The organism is Pontixanthobacter sp., from assembly GCF_049682855.1.
Classification (GTDB): domain Bacteria; phylum Pseudomonadota; class Alphaproteobacteria; order Sphingomonadales; family Sphingomonadaceae; genus Pontixanthobacter.
On the sequence record NZ_JBAUIK010000013.1, the window covers coordinates 163524 to 183624 of the forward strand.

Below are 20101 nucleotides of genomic sequence, written 5' to 3' on the forward strand. Positions count from 1 at the left end.
AGTCCCGATCGGCAAGCAAAAACCAAAGGATAATAAAAAACGGCGGTCACCGATTGGCCGGTGACCGCCGTTTCAAAAATCAGACACCCTCTCCGATGTCTTCTTATATCTGCCAGAGCTCCTATTGAACGGGATGCCGTAAGATCAAAATTATTGGCCGCCGCGTCCATTTTGAGAAGCGGTGAGCGCGAAAGCTTTCTGCGCTTCGGTTTCTGCCATATAGGGCATGGGATTTACCGCGCGGCCATCAACCCGCACTTCATAATGCAGATGCGGTCCGGTAGAGCGGCCGGTCGAACCGACATAGCCGATCACATCGCCCTTTTTCACTTCGTCACCGGCTGCAACAGCCAGACGGGACAGATGCGCAAACCGCGTTTGCAACTGGGCACCATGTTCGATGGAAATATACAGGCCATAACTGCTGAAGCGGTTTGCCCGGCTCACCACACCGTCAGCGGTCGCATATACCGGTGTGCCGGTTGGGGCCGCCAGGTCGATACCGTTGTGACCCCGGCGTCCGCCCAGAACCGGGTGAGTCCGCATACCGTATCCACTGGAAAGGCGCGCGCTGTTGAGCGGCATGCGCGAAGGGATGGACACCGCAGCGGTGGGTGCCGGTGCGATCTCGTCTTCCCCGTCCAACGCTTCCCACCGGGCGAACAATTCGCTAAACTGAGCATCTCCGCCAGTGATCGTGGTTGCCTGCGCATCGCGGACCGGGGCGGCTACATCAGCAGTAGAGGCGCTGGTATTGGCGAGAGCAGGTGCCGCAGCAACGGTTGTAAAACCGGCGAGAGCGAGAACGGCGGCGGCAAAACCGCGTTTCAAAGTCGATACAACCACAAAGTTTCCCTTGGTTACGGAACCAATATCCGCGAGGAGCATTATTGAACTAACCGGAAGTGTAGGTGCCGGCCCGTGTTCGTTGATTATGTGGTTACGTTCCGAAACATTTATGAAGCAAGGCTGTCATAGAAGTCTCGCGACAAACCGGCTGCGAGACGCGCCGAGTCGTTAAAAGGGGCCTTAAGCCCTCCGCGAAAATGCTCTCTGACCAGGGATTTCCAGCGTTCTTGCGGTGATTGCGGTAAATCGCCCGGTAATCTTTCCGAATCTTCACAATCCGAATTTTCACAATGCGCGATAAAATGTTTGGTTCCGATGGCGACGTGACGAATTTCATCGTCAAGTATCCTCTCCAGAATTTTCGCGCCGCCACTGTCGCCTTGGGCACGAACCCTCTCCAGCATTGCAGGCGTGACATCCAGCCCGCGCGCTTCAAGCACCATCGGCACGATAGCCAGCCGTGCCGCGACATCATGCGATGTGCGCGCGGCCGTTTCCCACAATCCGGCATGGGCAGGCAGCGCGCCGTAATGGCTGCCCATCCGGCGCAATTTCCGGTCAAGCAAGGCAAAATGCATCGCCTCATCCGCCGCAACCGCCATGAAGTCAGATACAAACTCACGCCCCATCTGCGCGCCAAACCGGCCAGCCATATCCAGCGCCAGATCAATCGCGACAAATTCTATATGCGCCAGCGCGTGCCACAGCGCGATCCGCCCTTTTTCCGCCCCGCCCTTACCGCGCCCCATTGTTCGTCGCGGCATATCGCGCGGGTCACGCAACTGCGGCGCATCGGGCCAGGCGGGCCTGTCCGGCATGGGCGTATCGAAAGTCAATGCCAACCGGCCCAGCCGCCAGTCACGCGCCGCATCGCGCGCCGCCATTGTCTTGGCGCGCGGGTCAGCGGTCAGCAGCGCAGCGGCGATGGCTGCGCTAAGGGAGGGTAACGGTGTGCTCACGCGGTGGATTATAGCGCCTGTTTGCTAAAGCGCGAATTTGCTAGAGGGTCTGCGCAGCGGCAAGCACCTCTTCTGCGTGCCCTTTCACTTTCACCTTGTTCCACACCTGCGCGATAATGCCATTTCTGCTGACCAGCACCGTGGTGCGGACCATGCCCATATAGGTTTTGCCGTACATCTGTTTCTCGGTCCAAATCCCCAGCGCATCAGACAGGCCGTTCTCTTGCCCGTCCGTCGCCAAGCGGACGGTCAGATCATGCTTGGCGATAAAGTTCAGATGTTTCTTTGGTGAACACTTGCTGATCCCCAGAATATCGGTGCCAGCTGATTCGAAATCGGCTTTCAGTGCGGAGAAGTCTTTTGCTTCATTGGTGCAGCCGGGCGTATTGTCTTTGGGGTAGAAAAACAGGACCAGCTTGCGCCCGGCAAAATCGGATGGCGTCACCTGGCCGCCATCGGGGGTTTCCATCGCAATGTCGGGCACCGCGTTTCCGGCTTCGAGAGGTGTGGTCATCTGTCTATCTCCAATATCTCGCCAAAGACCTGCTGCCAGCACTCCGCCACATCACGCCGTATGGCTGTTAACACGTCTGAAAGCGCATTTGGGTCCCGGCATCCGGCGGATTTCGCCAATTGCGCCGCGGCTGTGTGTGATACGGGCATTTCCAGGCCAGGCGCAAGCAGGCGCGCCGCGACGAGGAACCGGGTCATCACATCATGAGCGTGAACCAGCGCATCAGGCAGCAATCCTTCGCCCGCCAGAGCGCGCGTCGCCCGGCCCAGATCAGGCACCAGGCCAGTGTGCGTTTTAAGCTGGAGGTAATGGACCATAAATTCCAGATCGACGAGCCCGCCGCGCAGCAGCTTGACATCCAGCGGACCTTTTGGGGTTTTGTGCTGTGCCATCTGATTGCGCATTGCGAGGATGCGCGCGTGCAATGCATCACCATCGCGCGCGATGCGCAGAATATCCGCAATGGTCCGGTCCAGTTCGGCCCGGATTGCGGGCGACCCCGTCATCACCCGCGCTCTGCTCAGCGCCATATGTTCCCATGTCCACGCATCCTCGCGCTGATATTTGGCAAAGCTGTCTATGCTGACCGCCAGCGGACCCTGCGCACCCTGCGGGCGGAGCCGTGTATCCACCTCGTACAGCGCGCCCTGCGCGGTCGGCACGCTCAGCGCCGCGCTGATCCGCTGGGCAAGCCGGTTGTAATAGAGCGTCGCACCCAGAGGCCGCTGACCATCTGACACCGCATCGAACGCCCCGCTGAAAAGATAGATGATATCGAGATCGGAACTATGCGTCAGCGCGCCGCCGCCCAGACGGCCCAAACCGACAATGGCCAGCTCGCTGCCCGGTATGGCGCCGTGAACCGAAGCAAATTCCTCTGTCGCGGAGGACGCCGCTGCCAGCATGGCCGCTTCAGCCAATCGCGACAGGCCGGCGGCAATGTCCAGCGGATCATGCACAGCCTCGATCAATTGCACGCCCAGCGCAAAGCGGATTTCACCCGTGACGATACGGATGCGGTCAAGAGTGCGCTCATAATCATGTCCCAGATCAGGGCGCAGCATACTGCCGGCCACCGCGGCGGGCGTGTCAGGCAATGCCAGCGCGCTTTGATCGACCAGCGTATCGAACAGTTCCGACCGCGCGACCAGATCATCGGCCAGCGGGTCCGCCAGGGTGAGAATACGGATCAACTGGTCGAACAATCCCGGCCGCGCCTCCAGCAGACGGAACAGATTGACCGCGCTGGATGTCCGCCGCAGAAAATCCTCCCACCGCACCACTGCCCGCTGCGGATCGGGCGCAGCGGCCAAAGCATCGAGAAGCGCAGGTAAAATCGCTTCGAACGCGGCCACGGCAGCACTGCTTTTCAGCGCGCGGATATGTCCGTCTGTCCATCCGGCAATTCGCGCCGTCAGGGCGTGCGGTTCCGCAAGGCCCAGCTGGCTGATGCGCTGCAACACAGTGCTGCCTTGCGCGGCTGACGCAGCGGCCCCGGACGGCGGCTGTGCATCTATCAGCCGGTCGAATCGCTGCGCGACCTGGCAGGTTATACTTTCAAGATGTGCCAGCAGCGCGGCGCTGTCTCGATAGCCGCTCAGCGCCGCCACATTATCCAAGGCGGCACCCCCCGGCAGGCTATGCGTCTGGTGATCATTGACCATTTGCAGCCGGTGTTCGATCACGCGCAGCGCATCATATGCATCCCCCAAAGCAGTCGCATCTTCAGGATCGATTATCGCCGAAGCGGCAAGCGCATCCAGCGCCTGACGCGTGCGGCGGGACCGCAGAGACGGATCGCGCCCGCCATGTATCAGCTGATGCGTCTGCGCGTAAAATTCTGTTTCGCGAATCCCGCCCCGGCCTTGCTTGAGATTATACTCCGGAAACGGGACCAGCGGCCCCTGATAGGCCTCCCTTATGCGCATAGTCAGGCGGGTGATCTCGTCAATAGCGCCGAAATCGAGGCTGCGCCGCCAGACAAATGGCGTGATTGCATCGAGAAACGCTTCCCCCGCCGGAATGTCACCTGCTGCCGCGCGCGCGCGAATGAATGCAGCGCGCTCCCATGCCAGCGCAGAGGATTCATAATGCGACAATGCGGTGGGCGTGGAAATGGCGAGCGGGCTCACTTCGGATGCAGGCCGTAGCCGCAGATCGACACGGAAAACATACCCCTGCGCTGTTACATCGGACAGCAGCTGAACAATCTGCCGCGCATAACGCTGGGCGGCATCACCCGGCTCGTCGCGCGCCCGGCGGGGCAACGTATCGGGATCATACAGCAATATCGGATCGATATCAGAGCTGTAATTGAGCTCGCCCGCGCCGTGTTTGCCCAGTGCAATCCCGATCAGACCGGCAGGCGCACTATCGGGCACTCGCCTGGCGATCACTGCGGCGATGGCTGTGTGCAGCGCCCGGTCGGCAAAGTCGGACAGATGCTGCATGACAAAATCGACCGGATAGGCGCCGGCCAGATCACCAATCGCCAGCACGGTACCCAGCGCCAGCTTCTCGCGCCGCAATGCCATGCCGGTGTCGCTGGTTCCCTCGCCCGCAATCAGGGCCAATGCGAGGGCGGCATCGCTGTTTCCCTCTGCCAGCAGCGCCGCCAGTTCAGGCTGCCGGGCCAGCGCGCCGCGCAAAAAAGGCGAATGGCTCTGCGCCCGCGCCAAGGCCGATTGCCAATCTCCTTCTGGCCAATCGCCGTCTGTTGTGCTGCTTACCATCGCTATACTCTTGCCCCGATCGGCTTCCTTTGCAATGAGGCTTTGCCATGAGGCCTTTTCCCGCATTTCCGTTTTTGCCAGCCATGCTGATGGCTCGCCCGACTGTTAGGACATCGATATGATCCGCACACTGATTGCTGCAACCGCCATGATCGCGCTGGGCGCCTGTACCCCGGCTGCCGAGCTTGACATTCCCGATGTGGAACCGGGCGAAATCTCGCAGGATACAATGGTCGATATTACGCGGACATTGTCGCTCGATGAATTTGAGGGACGGATGCCGGGCACCATCGGCGAGGAGAAAACCGTCGCCTTGCTGATCGAACGCTTTGCGCAAGCGGGCCTGCAGCCGGGCAATGGGGAAAGCTGGGTCCAGCAAGTGCCGCTGGTGGAGATTACCGGCAAGGATTTTGCGCCCTTGGCGGTGAGGGGGGACGGCATTGATCTCAGCTTTGATTTTGGCAAAGATTGGGTCGGGGTCAGTTACCGTGAAGAGGCGCAGACCATTCTGGCCGATAGCGAGCTGGTGTTTGTCGGCTACGGCATCAACGCGCCCGAACGCGGCTGGAATGATTATGAAGGCATCGACATGACGGGCAAGACCGCCGTCATTCTCGTCAATGATCCCGATTTTGGCACCGAAAGCCTCGAGGGACCGTTTAACGGCAAGGCGATGACATATTACGGGCGCTGGACCTATAAATATGAAGAAGCGGCGCGTCAGGGCGCAGCGGCTGCACTGATTGTTCACGATACGGACCCCGCATCCTATGGCTGGAACGTGGTCGAAAGCAGCTGGTCCGGTCCGCAAGCCTATGCCCAGCGCGGTGACAATGCCCCCCCGCTGACGATTATGAATGGCTGGCTGCAAAAAGGGGTGGCGGCGCAAATTCTGGAAGCTGCCGGACAGGATCTGGCCACGCTTTCCGCTGCGGCGAGAGAGGAAAGCTTCACGCCGGTCCCGCTTGGTCTGACCGCGGGGACCCGCTTTGCCAATGATATGCGGTCCTACCAGTCGCAGAACGTCATCGGCATTCTGCCAGGCAGCGAACGGGCTGATGAATATGTCATTCACACCGCCCACTGGGATCACCTGGGCCGCTGCACCCCGGCGCCCGATGGCGATGATATTTGCAATGGTGCGGTCGATAATGCCACCGGCACCGCAGCTCTGGTGGCCTTGGCAGAAGCGCATGTGAAGGCGGGCGCGCCCGCACGAAGCCTGGTTTTCCTGGCGGTGACGGCAGAGGAGCAAGGGCTGCTCGGCGCGGATTATTATGCCGCCAATCCGGTTTTCCCGCTGGCGCAGACCGTAGGCGGAATAAACATGGACGCCTTTCTGATTGCGGGCACATCGAGGGATGTGACGGTCGTCGGCCCGGGCAAATCACGGCTTGATGATTTCCTGACCAAGGCGCTGGAAGACGATGGCCGGGTGGCAACCCCCAACCCGTCTCCCGAAGCAGGCTATTATTACCGGTCGGACCATTTCGCCTTCGCCAAGCGCGGCGTACCGATGCTGTATGTTGATGGCGGCGAAGATCTGGTCGATGGCGGGCGCGAAGCGGGTGAAGCGGTATCGAAGGATTACCGCGAAAACCGTTATCACGGGCCGAAAGACGAGTTCAGCGAAGATTGGGACTGGAGCGGTGTGATGGCCGATCTGCAATTGTTTTACCGCCTGGGCCGGATGCTGGCGAACAGCACGAGCTGGCCCAACTGGGTGGAAGGCGACGAGTTTAAAGCGACGCGCGATGAAAGCTGTGCCGCCTCCCAAACCGGTTGCTGAAACCTGACCGACACTCTGACCGGAAACGCCGATCCATGACTTTCACCGTGCCGCCCGAATGGGCACCGCAGGACTGGATATGGGTCGGTTTTCCGCATGATGGTGATGAATGGCCGGGCTATCTTGCCCGCGCGCAGGAGCAGATTGCCGCCTTTGCCAATGCTGTTGCGAATAGCGGGCAAGACGTGCGCTTGCTGGTGCGTGATGCGGCCAACCATGCGCGTGCAGCGGAACTGGTCAGCGATGCGGTTACTCTGGACACACGCAGCTATGGCGATATCTGGCTGCGTGATACAGGTCCGCTGATCGTGACTGACGGGCAGACCCGCCGCGCCGTACGGTTTGGCTTCAATGGCTGGGGCGGTAAATATCAGATGCCCGGCGATACCGAGATTGGCGCAGACATAGCGCGCGATGCGGGGCTGGGGGTGGACACGCATGACTGGGTGCTGGAAGGCGGCGCGATTGACGGCGATGGCACCGGTCTGGTGGTGACGACCGAGCAATGTCTGCTCAACCCCAATCGCAATCCGCAGCTGTGCCGCGATCAGATCGAGGAGAATTTGCAGTCGGATCTGGGTTTTGATCGCATACTCTGGCTTGGCGAGGGTCTGGTCAATGACCACACCGATGGCCATGTCGATAATCTGGCACGGTTCGTTGCGCCAAATCGGCTGGCTTTGGCTGTGCCATCCGGCGGAGATGATCCCAATCGCGCCATCTATGACGATGCGCGTCACCGGGCGGTGGCGGCAGGTGTTGCGCTCGCTGACATACCGTCACCTGGCCTGATCATGCGTGATGGAACCATCGAACCGGCCAGCTATGCCAATTTTGCGGTAACATCGCATCTGGTGGCGGTGCCCACCTTTGGCTGCGCAAATGATACAGAAGCGGTTGCCGCGATCGGGGCGCTCTTTCCAGATCGCAATACTATCGGGCTTGCCGCCGATGCCGTGCTGGCGGGGGGCGGGGGGTTTCACTGTGCCAGCCAGCACATGCCCTGCGCCAAAGCGGGCATGTAAGCGGTCGCGCAGACGCTTAACGTTTCGTTTACGTTTTAATCCGACAAGGGCGGTATGCACAAATTGCGCACCTTTGCGGCCAACCGCGCCAGGCTTGTCGAAAGCGCCCGGATCGCTGTGGTGAGCATTTGCGCCGGATCGTTGATGCTCGCCGGCGCAGTCATGCCGTTCTGATCCTGAAATTTTGCGGCGTAACGTTTTGCGGCCCGCGCGCGAATATCCATGAAACCATCTGTTTCACGGGATCCGGATTTTGAAAACCACCATCATTTTTGCAGGTTTGGGGCTGGCCGCTGTCACGTTCTTCGCGGTCAATCCGCTCGGCCAGACCACACAGAGAGGACCATTGACGGCAACGGGCAAAGCCGCACCGCTGGCAACTGCCAAAGCGCCTGTGGTGCTCGAACTGTTTACCAGCCAGGGCTGCTCATCCTGCCCGCCCGCCGATCGATTGGCCGCGCAACTGGCCAGCGATCCTGCGCTGTTGGTTATCACGCGCCCGGTCACCTATTGGGACCGGCTCGGCTGGACCGACACGCTCGCCCGCGCGGCCAATACTGATTTACAGCGCGCCTATGCCCGCCGGGGCAATGAAGGCGCGGGCGTCTACACGCCGCAGATCATCGTCAATGGCCGCCACGGCGCGGTGGGATCAAACGCCCGCAGCGTCAGCGCGCTGGCCCGCGATGCCGCGATGAAAACCCGCCCGGTTCTGGCCGTAACCGCAACCGGCAGTGGCGGATATTCGGTACGCGTGAGCGGCGCAGTACCGGGCGCAAGCGAGCTGATGCTGGTCGCATTATCCTCGCATGAAACGGTCGCCATCGGGCGCGGCGAAAATGGCGGGCGTTCGGTCAGCTATACCAATGTTGTCCGCAGTGAGACGCGCATACCGGCATCCGCACAGGCCCGCCGCGCGTTCACTATTACAGCGGATCAATTGGACGTAGCAGGCGCAGACACCTATGCCATTATCCTGCGAAAGCCCGCCGCTGGGGCGATTCTGGCGGGAACTGTGCTTGGCTGAATATTAGCCTTGCGATAGCTGGTTTGAACCGGCCCTGCTCACCATCCGGTGCTTGCCCGCAAGAGCAACCGAGCGGGACTTTACCCCGCTTACAAAACGCCATTCGCAGCTTGCCTGCGTAGGTGTTAGCTCGACCGCCATATAGCCGCGCTGGCTGGTATCGGCCCATTGCAATTCGGCGTTCCGTCCCACCAGCGACTGCTGCATGATTTTGGGCGGGACCATACCGAGATATGTTTCAAGGCCCGGCGATGTTACGCCCTGCACGCCAAATTCGATACCCGCGCGCGCGCTATCATGCGCCAGATCAAACGCCCACGCATTATGCGTATCGCCCGCCAGAACCAGCAGATTGGCATCCGCATTCATCGCCGAGGCAAGCAACCGGTCACGCGCCGCAGGATACCCGTCCCACGCATCCATATTGAGCGGCAGCCCGGCCTTGCTGGCCAGCGCCGCTGCTTGCAAACGCGATTTGATGTCCGCTGGCGCGGCGGCTGCCAGACCCTCCAGCAGACTGTCAGGGCTGGCCAGTTTGCCCATCAGCACTTGCTGGACAAGCACTTGCCACACGGTGCCGGATATACGTGACGCTTTCAATCCGTCCGCCAGCCAGTTTTCCTGCGCAGTGCCCAATATAGTCCGTTCGGGAGTGACGAAATCACCACCGCGAAACGCATCCAGTGCGGCGGTCATCTGGTCTGCCGAACCCTTGCCTTCCAGCAGCTTTTCAACGCTGAATTGTTCAGACCGCGCACCCAGCCGCGTTTCCAGCCGGAACAATGTCGCCAGATCGCCCACTTCATAAGCGGCATAATCCGCATCCGATACCGGTAGCCATTCCCGGTAAGCGCGCATGGCGGCCCGTTTGCGCGCGCCCCAATCGCCTTCGCCGGGATCATGGTTTTCGGCCCCGCCGGTCCAGCTGTCATTGGCGCTTTCATGATCATCCCAGCCCAAAATCATCGGGTATAGCTGGGTCATCCGCCGCAAATCAGGATCGGCGCGGTAACTCGCATGGCGGAGGCGGTAATCGGCCAGCACAACCGTTTCATGATCAGGCCACGCCGCGCGGCCCGCGACTTTCTGAGCCGCAGAGGGATAACGCCCATCATTATATTCGTAAAAATAATCACCCAGATGCAGGATCAGGTCAAAGGCGTTGTCCTGCGCGGCATGGCCATAAGCATTGAAATAGCCAAAGCCGAGATTGGAGCAGGAGAATACGCCCAGCCGGAACCGGTCAACTGCACCAGCGGGCAAAGTGCGCGTGCGGCCAATATCCGACATGCCGCCATCGGGGCCGATGAAGCGGTAGAAATACCAGGTGCCCGGCTCCAGCCCTGTTGCAACCGGTTTCACGCAGAAATCATGCGCAGGTTTGGCTATGGCCGTTCCGCTGGCGATGATGGCGGTGAAACTGTCATCATCGGACACTTCCCATGTCAGCGCCGTATCCTGCATCGCGGCATAGCGGGTCCATAACAAAACGCTGTTCTGGCCCGGCTCTCCGCTGGCGACACCAAAGCCAAAACCCGTGGCCGCTTTGGCAGAGGCCAGACCCGGCAGGGCCGCAAGACCTGCCGCACCGGCCACACCGCTGCGCAACAGGCTGCGCCGGTCCATTGCAGCGAGCGATGGCAACGTAGGACACGGATCAGGCGAAGCGGGCGGATGGGCTGTCATACCGCCTCCGTAAACGCCTTATGCGTCAATACCAAGTCCGCAAAACAGCAGCGCATGGGCGCCGCCAATACTGCATGCACCACAGTTGAAAAAGACAAGCCTCACAAACATAATGCAAAGTATGCTTGACATCACGTCGCTTTGCTGTAAATGAACCTTTACATAGTGAAAAGGACGATTGACGATGACACAGATACACAACGCGCTATTGCTTGCGGCTGCAATGATCGGGCTTGCCCTTTTGGCAGCGGCGGGGTTCATCCCGGACGAAATGGCCCGGTGGGTGCCATTTGCACTGCTGGCTATCTTCCCTTCGGTGTGGTTGGCACCGGCGCGCAGCTGCGGCGCGAAACCATGACCGGCAAAGCATCGAGCGCAGTGACGTCCAAAAACGGGGCCCGGCGCGGCCCGTGGTTCTGGGGCGGATTGATGATGGGTGCCTTTGGCGCAATTGCCGGGCTGGCCCTGTCAGGCGCGATTGAGGGGACCGCCATCCTTATTCTGATGATGCTTCCTATCGGGCTCACCATCCCCTTGATCAGAGCGGCCAATCGCAGGGCCGACAGCGTATCCTGCTTCGGCAAAGGCGAGGCACAGAAGCGATATATTCAGCGCGTCGCCGTCTCGACCTCGTTTTATCTTGCATCATTTGCACTGATGACATTCACCAATGCCGGTGGTGACCCGCCCTTGGCACTCCGCGCGTTTCTCGCGATTCTTCCCGGGCTCGCAATTATCGGCATATTCTGGGCTATCGGCAGATTGATTGTCGAGGAACAGGACGAATTTATGCGGATGCTGATCGTGCGCCAATCGCTGGTCGCCACCGGACTTGCCCTGAGTGCTGCGTCCATCTGGGGCTTTCTGGAAGCTGCCGATGTGGTGCCGCATCTGGATGCCTATTGGGTGGCCATTGCATGGTTCTTCGGACTTGGCCTCGGCGCGATCATGAACCGCCTCCAATACGGAACGTGGGGTGCTGTATGAGCAAGAATGAGCATAACCATCACATACGAGCGATGATTCTTTGGGCTGTTTTATTTTTCTGCGCCATGTTTGCAGCAGCAGGGGCATCCTTCGTGTTCAATCTTCCAGTCTGGTGGTCGATACTGGCATTTATGGCAGCCATGACTTTGATGATCCCCTATGTGCACTCAGCGCAGAAGGCGTCCGCCGAAGCCGGGTCATATTCGCCCGCAATGACCCGTTATAACCGGCGGTTTACGGTTATGAGTTTTGCTTATGTTGTGCTGCTTCTGCTTAGCGTTTCGGTCTTTAATACTTACGATCTAAGCCTACCGGCATTATGGGCAATAGCGACGCTGCCAGCTCTATCTGTGATCGGAATGATTTGGGCGATGGTGCGTCTATTGCAGGAGGAACAGGATGAATATTTGCGGTTGAGGATGACAAATGCAGCCTTAATCGCAACGGCTATTGTGCTAGTGATCGGCACATTATGGGGCTTCTTTGAAACCTTCGGCCTAGTTCCTCATATTTGGGTTTGGGCGATATTTCCGATGTGGGCGATCAGCTTCGCCGTCGGTCGTTATATATGCCGCGACAGACCATGAAAAACCGGCTCAAAGTATTGCGGGCCATGCGCGATTGGAGCCAGCAGGACCTGGCCGACCGGCTCGGCGTTTCGCGCCAGAGCGTCAATGCGATTGAAACCGGCAAATATGATCCGTCGCTGCCATTGGCCTTCAAGATTGCAGAAACCTTTGCTATGGCTATCGAAGAGATATTCGAACGAGAGCATCGGGAAGGGCGATAGCATGCGGTTTGTGATCCTGTTTCTATGTGCAGCCCTGGCAGCGTGCGGCGGTAATGATACATCGGGCAAGACCGATGAGCCGCTCCATATGCCTGAACTCTACTGATTTAACCCGCTGCTGAAACGGTTTTATGCCTGAAATAGAGTTTCACGAATCTGCCTCCGGCCGGCATATTGCATACAGGTTCCAGCCGGGCAGCGGGCCGGCGCTGGTATTTCTGCCCGGCTATATGTCGGATATGGATGGCGGCAAAGCCACGGCCATTATGGAATGGGCGGCGCGCAACGGCCGCGCCTGTCTGCTGCTCGATTATTCCGGCTGCGGGCGCAGCGATGGCGATTTTGCCGATGGCAGCCTGAGCCTTTGGCGCGATGAGACATGCGGCCTGATCGATGCTTTGCCGATCAGCGACATAGTATTGATCGGATCATCAATGGGCGGCTGGCTGATGCTGCTGATTGGTGAAATGCTGGGGCACAGGCTGGGCGCAATGATCGGTATTGCCGCCGCGCCCGATTTTTCCGACTGGGGTTTTAACGCCGCGCAGAAGGCGGCTTTGGCAGCGGGGCAGACCGTCTATGAAGACAATCCCTATGGCCCTGAACCGACCCCGACACATGCCAAATTCTGGCAGGATGCCGAAACGCTGAAGCGGCTGGACAGCGTAATCAATATCACTTGCCCGGTGCATCTGCTGCACGGCCAGAATGATACCGATGTGCCGTGGAACACCAGCCTGAAACTGGCAGCGGCGCTTCGTTCGGCTGCGGTACAGGTCCATCTGGTCAAAGACGGCGATCACCGCCTGTCGCGTGATCAGGATATTGCACTGTTGATATGGCTGTTGGAAAACCTCCATCACGCGCCGCCTGATCGCAATAACGCCTGAGCCAATCTGGAGATTATGCCGTGTTATCCGCCGCCGTCTTTTTCCTGCTGCAAGTCGGCCCAAACCCAACCACGCCGCAGCTGGAGCCGTTACCCATCGAGTTGAAAACGGCGCGCGCAAAGCAGGCAGAAACACAAGATACCGATGCCCTGCCAACGGACCCGTTGACGCGCTGCCTGATGCAGGCCGAGCTTACTCCGCTGGCGGCGCAAAGCGATGCCAACCAGTGGCTTGAAACCGCCATCGGCCTGCCGCGCGCGCATGCCTTGCATTGCCGCGGCTTTGCCGAGACGAGATTGGGCAATTGGACTGCTGCGGCGCAAAGCTTTACTGCGGCACGCGCGGAGGGCGCCATTGCCGATCGGACCTACCGTGCACGGTTGGGCGCCATTGCCGCCAATGCGCTGATTGCCGGCGGTGATGTGCAAGCGGGACTGGATATGCTGGACACCGCCATTCCCGATGCAGCGGCCAGCGGCTTTACTGCTTTGGAAGCGGAAATGCGGCTCGACTATGCCCGCGCGCAGGTGATGCTGGGACGGATTGATGCCGCTGGCGAATCGCTCGCACTGGCGCGCCAATTGGCACCGTCAAGCTCGCAGGCGTGGCTGCTTTCGGCCACATTGTCGCGCCGGACGGGCGATTTGGGTGCAGCGGCCACGCACATTGCCCAAGCCAAACAGCTTAATCAGACCAACCCGGAAATTGCTCTGGAAGCGGGCGTCATTGCGGTATTATCGGGTGATGAGGCGGGTGCACGCGCCAATTGGCAGAGCGTTATCATCCTCATGCCCGGTACACCCGTGGCTGCCACAGCGCAGGATTATCTGGCTCAGCTTGGCGTGGAAGAGCCCGCCCAGTGATGCCCGGTGGACTGCCAAATGACCGCCCAGTGACTGCCCAGTGACTGGCCAATGACTACCCTGTCCGTTCTCGACCTGGTGCCGGTGCGCGAAGGTGAGACATTGCCCAGCGCCTATACTGCGGCGGTATCGCTGGCGCAAACCGCCGAAACGCACGGCTATGACCGGTTCTGGGTGGCCGAACATCACGCGATGGAAGGCCTCGCCGGCGCGGCCACATCGGTTGTGCTGGCACATATCGGCAATGCGACAGACACCATCCGCATCGGATCGGGCGGGATTATGCTGCCCAATCACAATCCCTTTGTGATCGCAGAACAATTCGGCACGCTGGACGCGCTATTCCCCGGCAGAATTGATCTGGGGCTCGGCCGCGCGCCGGGTGCTGATGCGCGTTTCGGGCAGGCTCTGCGCAAGAATATTGGCCAGGCGGCGGAATATTTCCCGCAGGATGTGATTGAGCTGCGCGCGCTGTTGACCGGGGACATTAATCTGCCAATCAAAGCCACTCCGGGATATGGGTCCCAGGTGGAAATATGGATGCTCGGCTCCAGCCTGTTCGGCGCCGGGCTGGCTGCCAAACTGGGTATGCCTTACGCCTTCGCATCGCATTTTGCGCCCGATCATCTGGACGCTGCGCTGGAATTGTACCGCCGCGATTTCACGCCGTCCGAATATTTGGACCGGCCGCATGTGATGGCCGCGATGACAGTAATTGCGGCCGATACGGATGATGATGCAGACTATATCGCATCATCGCAATGGCAGGCTTTCGTGCGTTTGCGCAGCGGCATGCCTGGCCGATTACCGCCGCCGCTTGCCGATTACCGCAGCAGCCTGCCTGCACCGGCCAAAGCGATGCTCGCCCATATTGGCCAGGCCAGCGCCATCGGGTCGCCGGAAACGGTCAAAAGCGCGCTGGGCAATTTTATTGAGCGGACACAGGCCGATGAAATCATCGTGGCCGGATCAACCTTCGATCCGGAACACCGAAACCGCTCTTTGGAAGTGACCCGGGCTGTGCTGGCTGCATAGGCTGCCCGGTCGCAGACCAACGGCTCTCAATCCGCGCGACTATCCTTGCAGCGTCATACGCGCTCGTCTATTCGCGCAGAATATCTGCAGGGTGCAGCAAGGATATATCAGAGTCAGAAAGCTGGCCTGGTACAGGGACAATCTCCCTGACGGAGTAAAGCGGGATGGCTACCAAAACGTCGAAAAATTCGGGCCGGAAGGCTGCTATGGCGGACGGCGCTCCGATCCGCAGGCTGGCGGATCATGCCGATCTGTGCACCGCATTGGCAGGCAGCATGAATGCGTCGCTGCTGCCCGGCGACACACCGTTTGCCGCAGACAGGTTGCAGGATGCAGCCGCGTTCGTCATCGATACTGCCGCGCGCCGCGATGAAAAACGCTCTGCCCTGCGCCTGGTCAGCGCCGCGGCCGGTTCCGATGATGACCGCCGGTTTATGCGCATTGCCATTGTGAATGACGATATGCCGTTTCTGGTCGATTCGATCGCGGCAACCATTGCGGCGCAAGGTCTTGCGATAGACCGCCTGGTCCATCCCGTAGTGACCGTATCGCGCAGCGAAGACGGTGTTTTGCAACGTATCGCAGGACACGGCAGCGCCGACGCCGACAATGCCGCGCGCGAATCGATGATTTACATCGAAACGACGCGGATCGATGCCAAGCAGCGCCGCGAATTGGAAGCCGCCCTGCGCCTGACCTTGGCTGATGTTCGCGCTGCGGTGAGCGATTGGGGCAAATTACAAACCGCTCTCAGCCGTGATGCAGAGGCGCTGGATGATGCCGAGGGTGCCGCATTGCTCAGCTGGCTCAATAACGCAATGCTGACACAGCTTGGCCATGTGACGCGCCGCCGTGACGGCACGCAATCCGGCGCGCTGGGCATTTGCCGCCAAAGCGCCAGGGAATTGCTCGCCGACACATCCTACGACCGCGCCTTTGCCTGGTTTGATGACCCAGCGAATAAGGATGCCCCTGTGCCGCTGATCATCAAAGCCAACCGCCTGGCTCTGGTCCATCGCCGGGTCCCGCTTGATCTGTTTATTGTGCCGGTTAAGGAACGCGGCAAAGTCACTGCTCTGTCAGTCCATGCAGGCGTCTGGACCAGCGCCGCATTGGCAGCATCACCCACGGATGTGCCGCGTTTGCGCGCGCATATGAACGGGTTGATGGAACAGTTCGGCTTCGACCGGAGCGGCCATGCGGGCAAGGCCCTTGCCCACGCTTTGACCGCCTTGCCGCATGATCTGATCATTGGATTTTCGCCCGGCGATGTTGCGCGTGTTGCCGGTGCCGTGATGAGCCTGGTGGACCGCCCCCGCCCGCGCCTCGCCATTGTCCAGGCGCCGCTTGCGCGCCATTTGTTTGCATTTGTCTGGCTGCCGCGTGACATGCTTTCCACTCAGGTACGCCAGCTGATCCAGGCGCTGCTCGAAGACGGCGCTGGCGCGGAGCTGCTTGATTGGAGCCTGCAGGTCGAAGGCGGTAATCTGGCGACATTACGCTTTGTCCTCGACATTCGGGCCGGCGATGCCGAATTTGACGAGGACCAGCTGGAGCGGCAGATCCAAACGGTGCTGCGCGGCTGGCCCGAAGCGGTCGAGCAGGAACTGGCCAAATTTGAGGAAAGCGGCAGAGCAGCCGCCATTGCTACGCGTTTCGCCGATATTTTCCCGCAATCCTACCGCGCCGAATATGGTGCCGAGGAGGCCGCCCGCGATATTCGCCGGATGCGCCATCTGATCGCCAGCGATGCGGTTATGGACGGTGCACGCCGCGATGCACGATTATACCAGATGCCAGGCGACCCGGCAGGCTGCTTGCGGCTGAAAATATATGAACATGAAGGCTCCCTGCCGCTTTCTGATGCTGTTCCGGCGCTGGAAAATTTCGGATTTGAAGTCCTGTCCGAAATACCAACTGCGCTGGATGGCGGCGCAATGGGGACTATCCATGACTTTATGATCGCGCTGCCCGATGGTGACCAGCCGCCAGACATATTGGACCGCGCACAGACGATCGAGAATGCGATTACCGCCGTCCTCAATGAAACGGCGGAGGATGATCCGTTCAACCGGCTGGTTATTGGTACCGGTCTGTCGGCGGGCGAGGCCAATTGGCTGCGTGCATTTTACCGCTATTTGCGCCAGGCGGGAATGGGGTTTACAATCTATACGGTGGTCGATGCGCTATATGGTGCGCCTGCCGTCACCCGCGCGCTGATCGCCCGTTTTGCCTGCACGCATGACCCGCAATTTTCCGGCGACCGCGAGGACGCGATTGCCAGTGCGGAAGCCGCAATAAAGCACGGGCTGGGCAAAGTATCCGCGATCAATGATGACCGCTTGCTGCGGCTCTATCATGCATTGGTCAAAGCGATCCTGCGGACCAATGCGTTCACCCCGGCTGCGGCCGAAGCATTGGCTTTCAAAATCCAGTCCGATCTGGTGCCTAACCTGCCCAAGCCTGTTCCGTGGCGTGAAATCTTTGTCTATTCACGGCGCGTTGAAGGCATCCATCTACGCGCCGGGGCGGTTGCGCGCGGGGGTCTGCGCTGGTCCGACCGGCGGGACGATTTCCGCACAGAAATCCTCGGACTGATGAAAGCGCAGCGGGTCAAGAACGCGGTTATTGTGCCGACCGGCGCAAAAGGCGGTTTTTATCCCAAACAGCTCCCCTCGCCCGATCGGGACCGCGACGGCTGGGCCGCAGAAGGACAAGCCAGTTACGAATTGTTCATTCGCACATTGTTGTCGATCACTGATAATATCGTGAATGACACGGTGGTGCACCCGGCGGGCGTCCTGCCCACGGATGGCGAAGACCCCTATTTCGTGGTGGCTGCCGATAAAGGCACCGCGCGCTTTTCCGATATTGCCAATGCCATTGCCGAAGCGCAGGAATTCTGGCTGGATGATGCGTTCGCCAGTGGCGGATCGAACGGCTATGATCACAAAGCAATGGGTATCACTGCCAAGGGCGCGTGGGTTTCGGTCCAGCGGCACTTCCTGGAAATGGGCGTCGATGTGCAATCCGATCCGGTCAGCGTGGTTGGCTGCGGCGATATGTCAGGCGATGTATTCGGCAATGGGATGTTGTTGTCCAAATCGATCCGTCTGGTCGCGGCGTTCGATCACCGGCATATCTTCATTGATCCTGATCCTGACCCGGCAGCCAGTTGGGAAGAACGCCGGCGGATATTTGATCTGCCGCGATCAAGCTGGGAGGATTACGATAGCGGACTGATTTCCGCAGGGGGCGGCGTGTTCCCGCGTTCAGCCAAACGCATCAAACTGTCTGCCGCAGCGCGCAAAGTGCTGGGCATCGGCGCAAAAGACATCGATCCCGACGCGCTTATTTCCGCCATCATCAGGGCTCCGGCTGACCTGATATGGTTTGGCGGCATCGGCACGTATATAAAAGGTGCGGCTGAAAATAACATCGCGGTTGGCGATCCTGCCAATGACAGTCTGCGTGTCGATGCAGCAGATGTGCGCGCCAAAGTCATTGGCGAAGGTGCCAATCTGGGCGTGACGCAGGCTGGGCGCATTGAGTTTGCTCTGTCAGGCGGGCGGATCAATACCGACTTTATCGATAATTCGGCCGGCGTCGATTGCTCGGACAATGAAGTCAATATCAAGATTGCACTGGCAGCCGCCCGGCGCAGCGGCAAATTATCGGAGAAAAAGCGCAATAGGCTGCTGGCCAGCATGACTGACGAGGTGTCCGCGCTGGTTCTGGAGGATAACCGCCTGCAGGCTTTGGGCCTGTCGATTGCCGAGACCGGCGGCGCCAAGGCCGCTGCATCGCAATTGCGCCTGATCGAGCGACTGGAAGATATGGACGCGCTCGACCGGCAGACAGAAGGGCTTGCCGCCAATGATGTGCTGTCGCGCAGAGCGGCTGACGGGATGGGCCTGACCCGCCCGGAACTGGCTGTGCTGCTCAGTTCAACCAAGCTGGTGTTGCAGGACCGGATCGAAGCGACCGCGCTGCCCGATGATGCCAGCCTTGCGCCATCGCTGATCGCCTATTTTCCCGCTCCAATGCAGAAAACATATCGGGCGGAAATTGAAAATCACCGGCTGAAACGCGAGATTATCGCTACTAAGCTCGCCAACCGCGTTATCAACCGGCTTGGCATCATCCACCCGTTTGAACTCGCTGAAGAGGAAGGCGTCGGCCTGGCTGATGTGTGCGCGGCCTTTGTCTCGGCGGAATATCTGTTCGGTATCGACGTGCTGTGGACCAAACTGGAAACCGCCAGAATGCCCGAACATGCACGGCTGGTCCTGTTTGACCATGTGGCCGCCGCGATGCGAAGCCAAATGGCCGATCTGCTCCGCGCAGGTGCGAGCATCAGCCCGCCTTCAGAAATGATCGCCCGGCTGGAAAGCGGCGTCACCGGCCTGTCGGTTACCGATGGTTTGCTGGCGAAGGAAACACAGCATCTATCGCGCAGTTTGCGCCAGCAATTCGTCGATGCGGGCGCGCCCGAAGCCATCGCCTCACAAGTGGCCCACCTGTACGATATGGACGGGGCGGTTGGCCTGGCCGCGCTGGCTCGCGATTCCAGTATTGAAAGCCGTTCGTTGACTCTCGCCTTCACCGATCTTGGCGAACGGTTGGGGATCGACTGGGCACAAGGCATCGCAGCCCTTATGAGCCCGTCCGATGTCTGGGAACGGTTGCTGGTTGCCGGATTGGCACGCGATTTCCAGCAGATGCGGCTGGAGTTTTTGCGCCGAATTGCACGGCGGAAGGGCGGCAAGGATGATCCTGTGGCGGCAGTGGCCAAATGGGCGGCGAATCACGAAACTGCCATCCGTCAATTTCGCGCGATGATCGGGCGCGCCCAATCACAGGCCCCGGTTGCTCCTGCCATGCTGGCGCAGATTGCCAGCCAGGCGCGAAATTTGCTGGGCCGCTAGACAGGCGGCCAAACCGGCTTGACCGGG

16 protein-coding genes are annotated in these 20101 nt (G+C 59.9%); 11 read left to right on the top strand and 5 right to left on the bottom strand.

Annotated elements, in window-relative coordinates:
- Positions 1-150: 150 nt before the first annotated feature.
- The 4 genes from WA922_RS09225 to glnE all read right to left on the bottom strand — a co-directional run bounded on the left by WA922_RS09225 (position 151) and on the right by glnE (position 5054).
- Positions 151-888, bottom strand: a complete 738-nt coding sequence (locus tag WA922_RS09225) for a M23 family metallopeptidase (RefSeq protein ID WP_424771405.1) — start codon at positions 886-888, stop codon at positions 151-153.
- Between the two features lie 68 nt (positions 889-956).
- Positions 957-1808 carry a ferritin-like domain-containing protein gene (locus WA922_RS09230; protein WP_424771406.1) on the bottom strand — a complete coding sequence of 284 codons (852 nt, stop codon included), beginning with the start codon at positions 1806-1808 and terminating at the stop codon, positions 957-959.
- A 40-nt stretch (positions 1809-1848) separates the two neighbouring features.
- Positions 1849-2322 carry a peroxiredoxin gene (locus WA922_RS09235; RefSeq protein WP_424771407.1) on the bottom strand — a complete coding sequence of 158 codons (474 nt, stop codon included), beginning with the start codon at positions 2320-2322 and terminating at the stop codon, positions 1849-1851.
- Positions 2319-5054, bottom strand: coding sequence for a bifunctional [glutamate--ammonia ligase]-adenylyl-L-tyrosine phosphorylase/[glutamate--ammonia-ligase] adenylyltransferase (gene glnE / locus WA922_RS09240; protein WP_424771408.1), 2736 nt, complete (start codon positions 5052-5054; stop codon positions 2319-2321). Before glnE ends, WA922_RS09235 begins: the two co-directional genes overlap by 4 nt.
- A gap of 118 nt (positions 5055-5172) precedes the next feature.
- Here glnE and WA922_RS09245 point away from each other — a divergent pair, with 118 nt between their 5' ends.
- The 3 genes from WA922_RS09245 (at position 5173) to WA922_RS09255 (ending at position 8895) form a co-directional block, all read left to right on the top strand.
- On the top strand, positions 5173-6843 hold the full coding sequence (locus tag WA922_RS09245; RefSeq protein WP_424771409.1) for a M28 family metallopeptidase: 1671 nt from the start codon (positions 5173-5175) through the stop codon (positions 6841-6843).
- Between the two features lie 35 nt (positions 6844-6878).
- The gene (locus WA922_RS09250; protein ID WP_424771410.1) at positions 6879-7868 is read left to right on the top strand and encodes an agmatine deiminase family protein; all 990 of its coding nucleotides are present in this window, start codon (positions 6879-6881) and stop codon (positions 7866-7868) included.
- Between the two features lie 253 nt (positions 7869-8121).
- Positions 8122-8895: a DUF1223 domain-containing protein gene (locus WA922_RS09255; protein WP_424771411.1), complete on the top strand. Its 774-nt coding sequence runs from the start codon at positions 8122-8124 to the stop codon at positions 8893-8895.
- 3 nt (positions 8896-8898) lie between these two features.
- Here WA922_RS09255 and WA922_RS09260 read toward each other — a convergent pair whose 3' ends face one another.
- On the bottom strand, positions 8899-10581 hold the full coding sequence (locus WA922_RS09260; protein WP_424771412.1) for an alkaline phosphatase D family protein: 1683 nt from the start codon (positions 10579-10581) through the stop codon (positions 8899-8901).
- A 184-nt stretch (positions 10582-10765) separates the two neighbouring features.
- On the opposite strand from WA922_RS09260, the gene WA922_RS09265 reads away from it, so the two are divergent.
- The 8 genes from WA922_RS09265 (at position 10766) to WA922_RS09300 (ending at position 20074) form a co-directional block, all read left to right on the top strand.
- Positions 10766-10939: a hypothetical protein gene (locus WA922_RS09265; RefSeq protein ID WP_424771413.1), complete on the top strand. Its 174-nt coding sequence runs from the start codon at positions 10766-10768 to the stop codon at positions 10937-10939.
- On the top strand, positions 10936-11568 hold the full coding sequence (locus WA922_RS09270; protein WP_424771414.1) for a hypothetical protein: 633 nt from the start codon (positions 10936-10938) through the stop codon (positions 11566-11568). Before WA922_RS09265 ends, WA922_RS09270 begins: the two co-directional genes overlap by 4 nt.
- Positions 11565-12155 (top strand): hypothetical protein, encoded by a 591-nt coding sequence (locus tag WA922_RS09275; RefSeq protein WP_424771415.1) that lies wholly within the window; start codon positions 11565-11567, stop codon positions 12153-12155. The genes WA922_RS09270 and WA922_RS09275 overlap by 4 nt, the downstream gene beginning before the upstream one ends.
- Complete coding sequence (locus tag WA922_RS09280; protein ID WP_424771416.1) at positions 12152-12358, top strand: helix-turn-helix transcriptional regulator; 207 nt, start codon at positions 12152-12154, stop codon at positions 12356-12358. Before WA922_RS09275 ends, WA922_RS09280 begins: the two co-directional genes overlap by 4 nt.
- 131 nt (positions 12359-12489) lie before the next feature.
- Positions 12490-13248, top strand: coding sequence for an alpha/beta fold hydrolase (locus WA922_RS09285; RefSeq protein WP_424771417.1), 759 nt, complete (start codon positions 12490-12492; stop codon positions 13246-13248).
- 20 nt (positions 13249-13268) lie between these two features.
- Entirely contained in the window at positions 13269-14111 is an 843-nt protein-coding gene (locus tag WA922_RS09290) for a hypothetical protein (RefSeq protein ID WP_424771418.1), read from the top strand.
- 51 nt (positions 14112-14162) lie between these two features.
- On the top strand, positions 14163-15146 hold the full coding sequence (locus WA922_RS09295; protein WP_424771419.1) for an LLM class flavin-dependent oxidoreductase: 984 nt from the start codon (positions 14163-14165) through the stop codon (positions 15144-15146).
- 164 nt (positions 15147-15310) lie between these two features.
- Positions 15311-20074, top strand: a complete 4764-nt coding sequence (locus tag WA922_RS09300) for an NAD-glutamate dehydrogenase (protein ID WP_424771420.1) — start codon at positions 15311-15313, stop codon at positions 20072-20074.
- Positions 20075-20101 lie beyond the last annotated feature (27 nt).

What these genes read in the sequence shown, in the direction of transcription:
- WA922_RS09225 (WP_424771405.1), bottom strand. Translation starts at nt 888, where the DNA reads ATGCTCCTCGCGGATATTGGTTCCGTAACCAAGGGAAACTTTGTGGTT.
- WA922_RS09235 (WP_424771407.1), bottom strand. Translation starts at nt 2,322, where the DNA reads ATGACCACACCTCTCGAAGCCGGAAACGCGGTGCCCGACATTGCGATG.
- glnE (WP_424771408.1), bottom strand. Translation starts at nt 5,054, where the DNA reads ATGGTAAGCAGCACAACAGACGGCGATTGGCCAGAAGGAGATTGGCAA.
- WA922_RS09245 (WP_424771409.1), top strand. Translation starts at nt 5,173, where the DNA reads ATGATCCGCACACTGATTGCTGCAACCGCCATGATCGCGCTGGGCGCC.
- WA922_RS09250 (WP_424771410.1), top strand. Translation starts at nt 6,879, where the DNA reads ATGACTTTCACCGTGCCGCCCGAATGGGCACCGCAGGACTGGATATGG.
- WA922_RS09260 (WP_424771412.1), bottom strand. Translation starts at nt 10,581, where the DNA reads ATGACAGCCCATCCGCCCGCTTCGCCTGATCCGTGTCCTACGTTGCCA.
- WA922_RS09265 (WP_424771413.1), top strand. Translation starts at nt 10,766, where the DNA reads ATGACACAGATACACAACGCGCTATTGCTTGCGGCTGCAATGATCGGG.
- WA922_RS09270 (WP_424771414.1), top strand. Translation starts at nt 10,936, where the DNA reads ATGACCGGCAAAGCATCGAGCGCAGTGACGTCCAAAAACGGGGCCCGG.
- WA922_RS09275 (WP_424771415.1), top strand. Translation starts at nt 11,565, where the DNA reads ATGAGCAAGAATGAGCATAACCATCACATACGAGCGATGATTCTTTGG.
- WA922_RS09280 (WP_424771416.1), top strand. Translation starts at nt 12,152, where the DNA reads ATGAAAAACCGGCTCAAAGTATTGCGGGCCATGCGCGATTGGAGCCAG.
- WA922_RS09285 (WP_424771417.1), top strand. Translation starts at nt 12,490, where the DNA reads ATGCCTGAAATAGAGTTTCACGAATCTGCCTCCGGCCGGCATATTGCA.
- WA922_RS09295 (WP_424771419.1), top strand. Translation starts at nt 14,163, where the DNA reads ATGACTACCCTGTCCGTTCTCGACCTGGTGCCGGTGCGCGAAGGTGAG.
- WA922_RS09300 (WP_424771420.1), top strand. Translation starts at nt 15,311, where the DNA reads ATGGCTACCAAAACGTCGAAAAATTCGGGCCGGAAGGCTGCTATGGCG.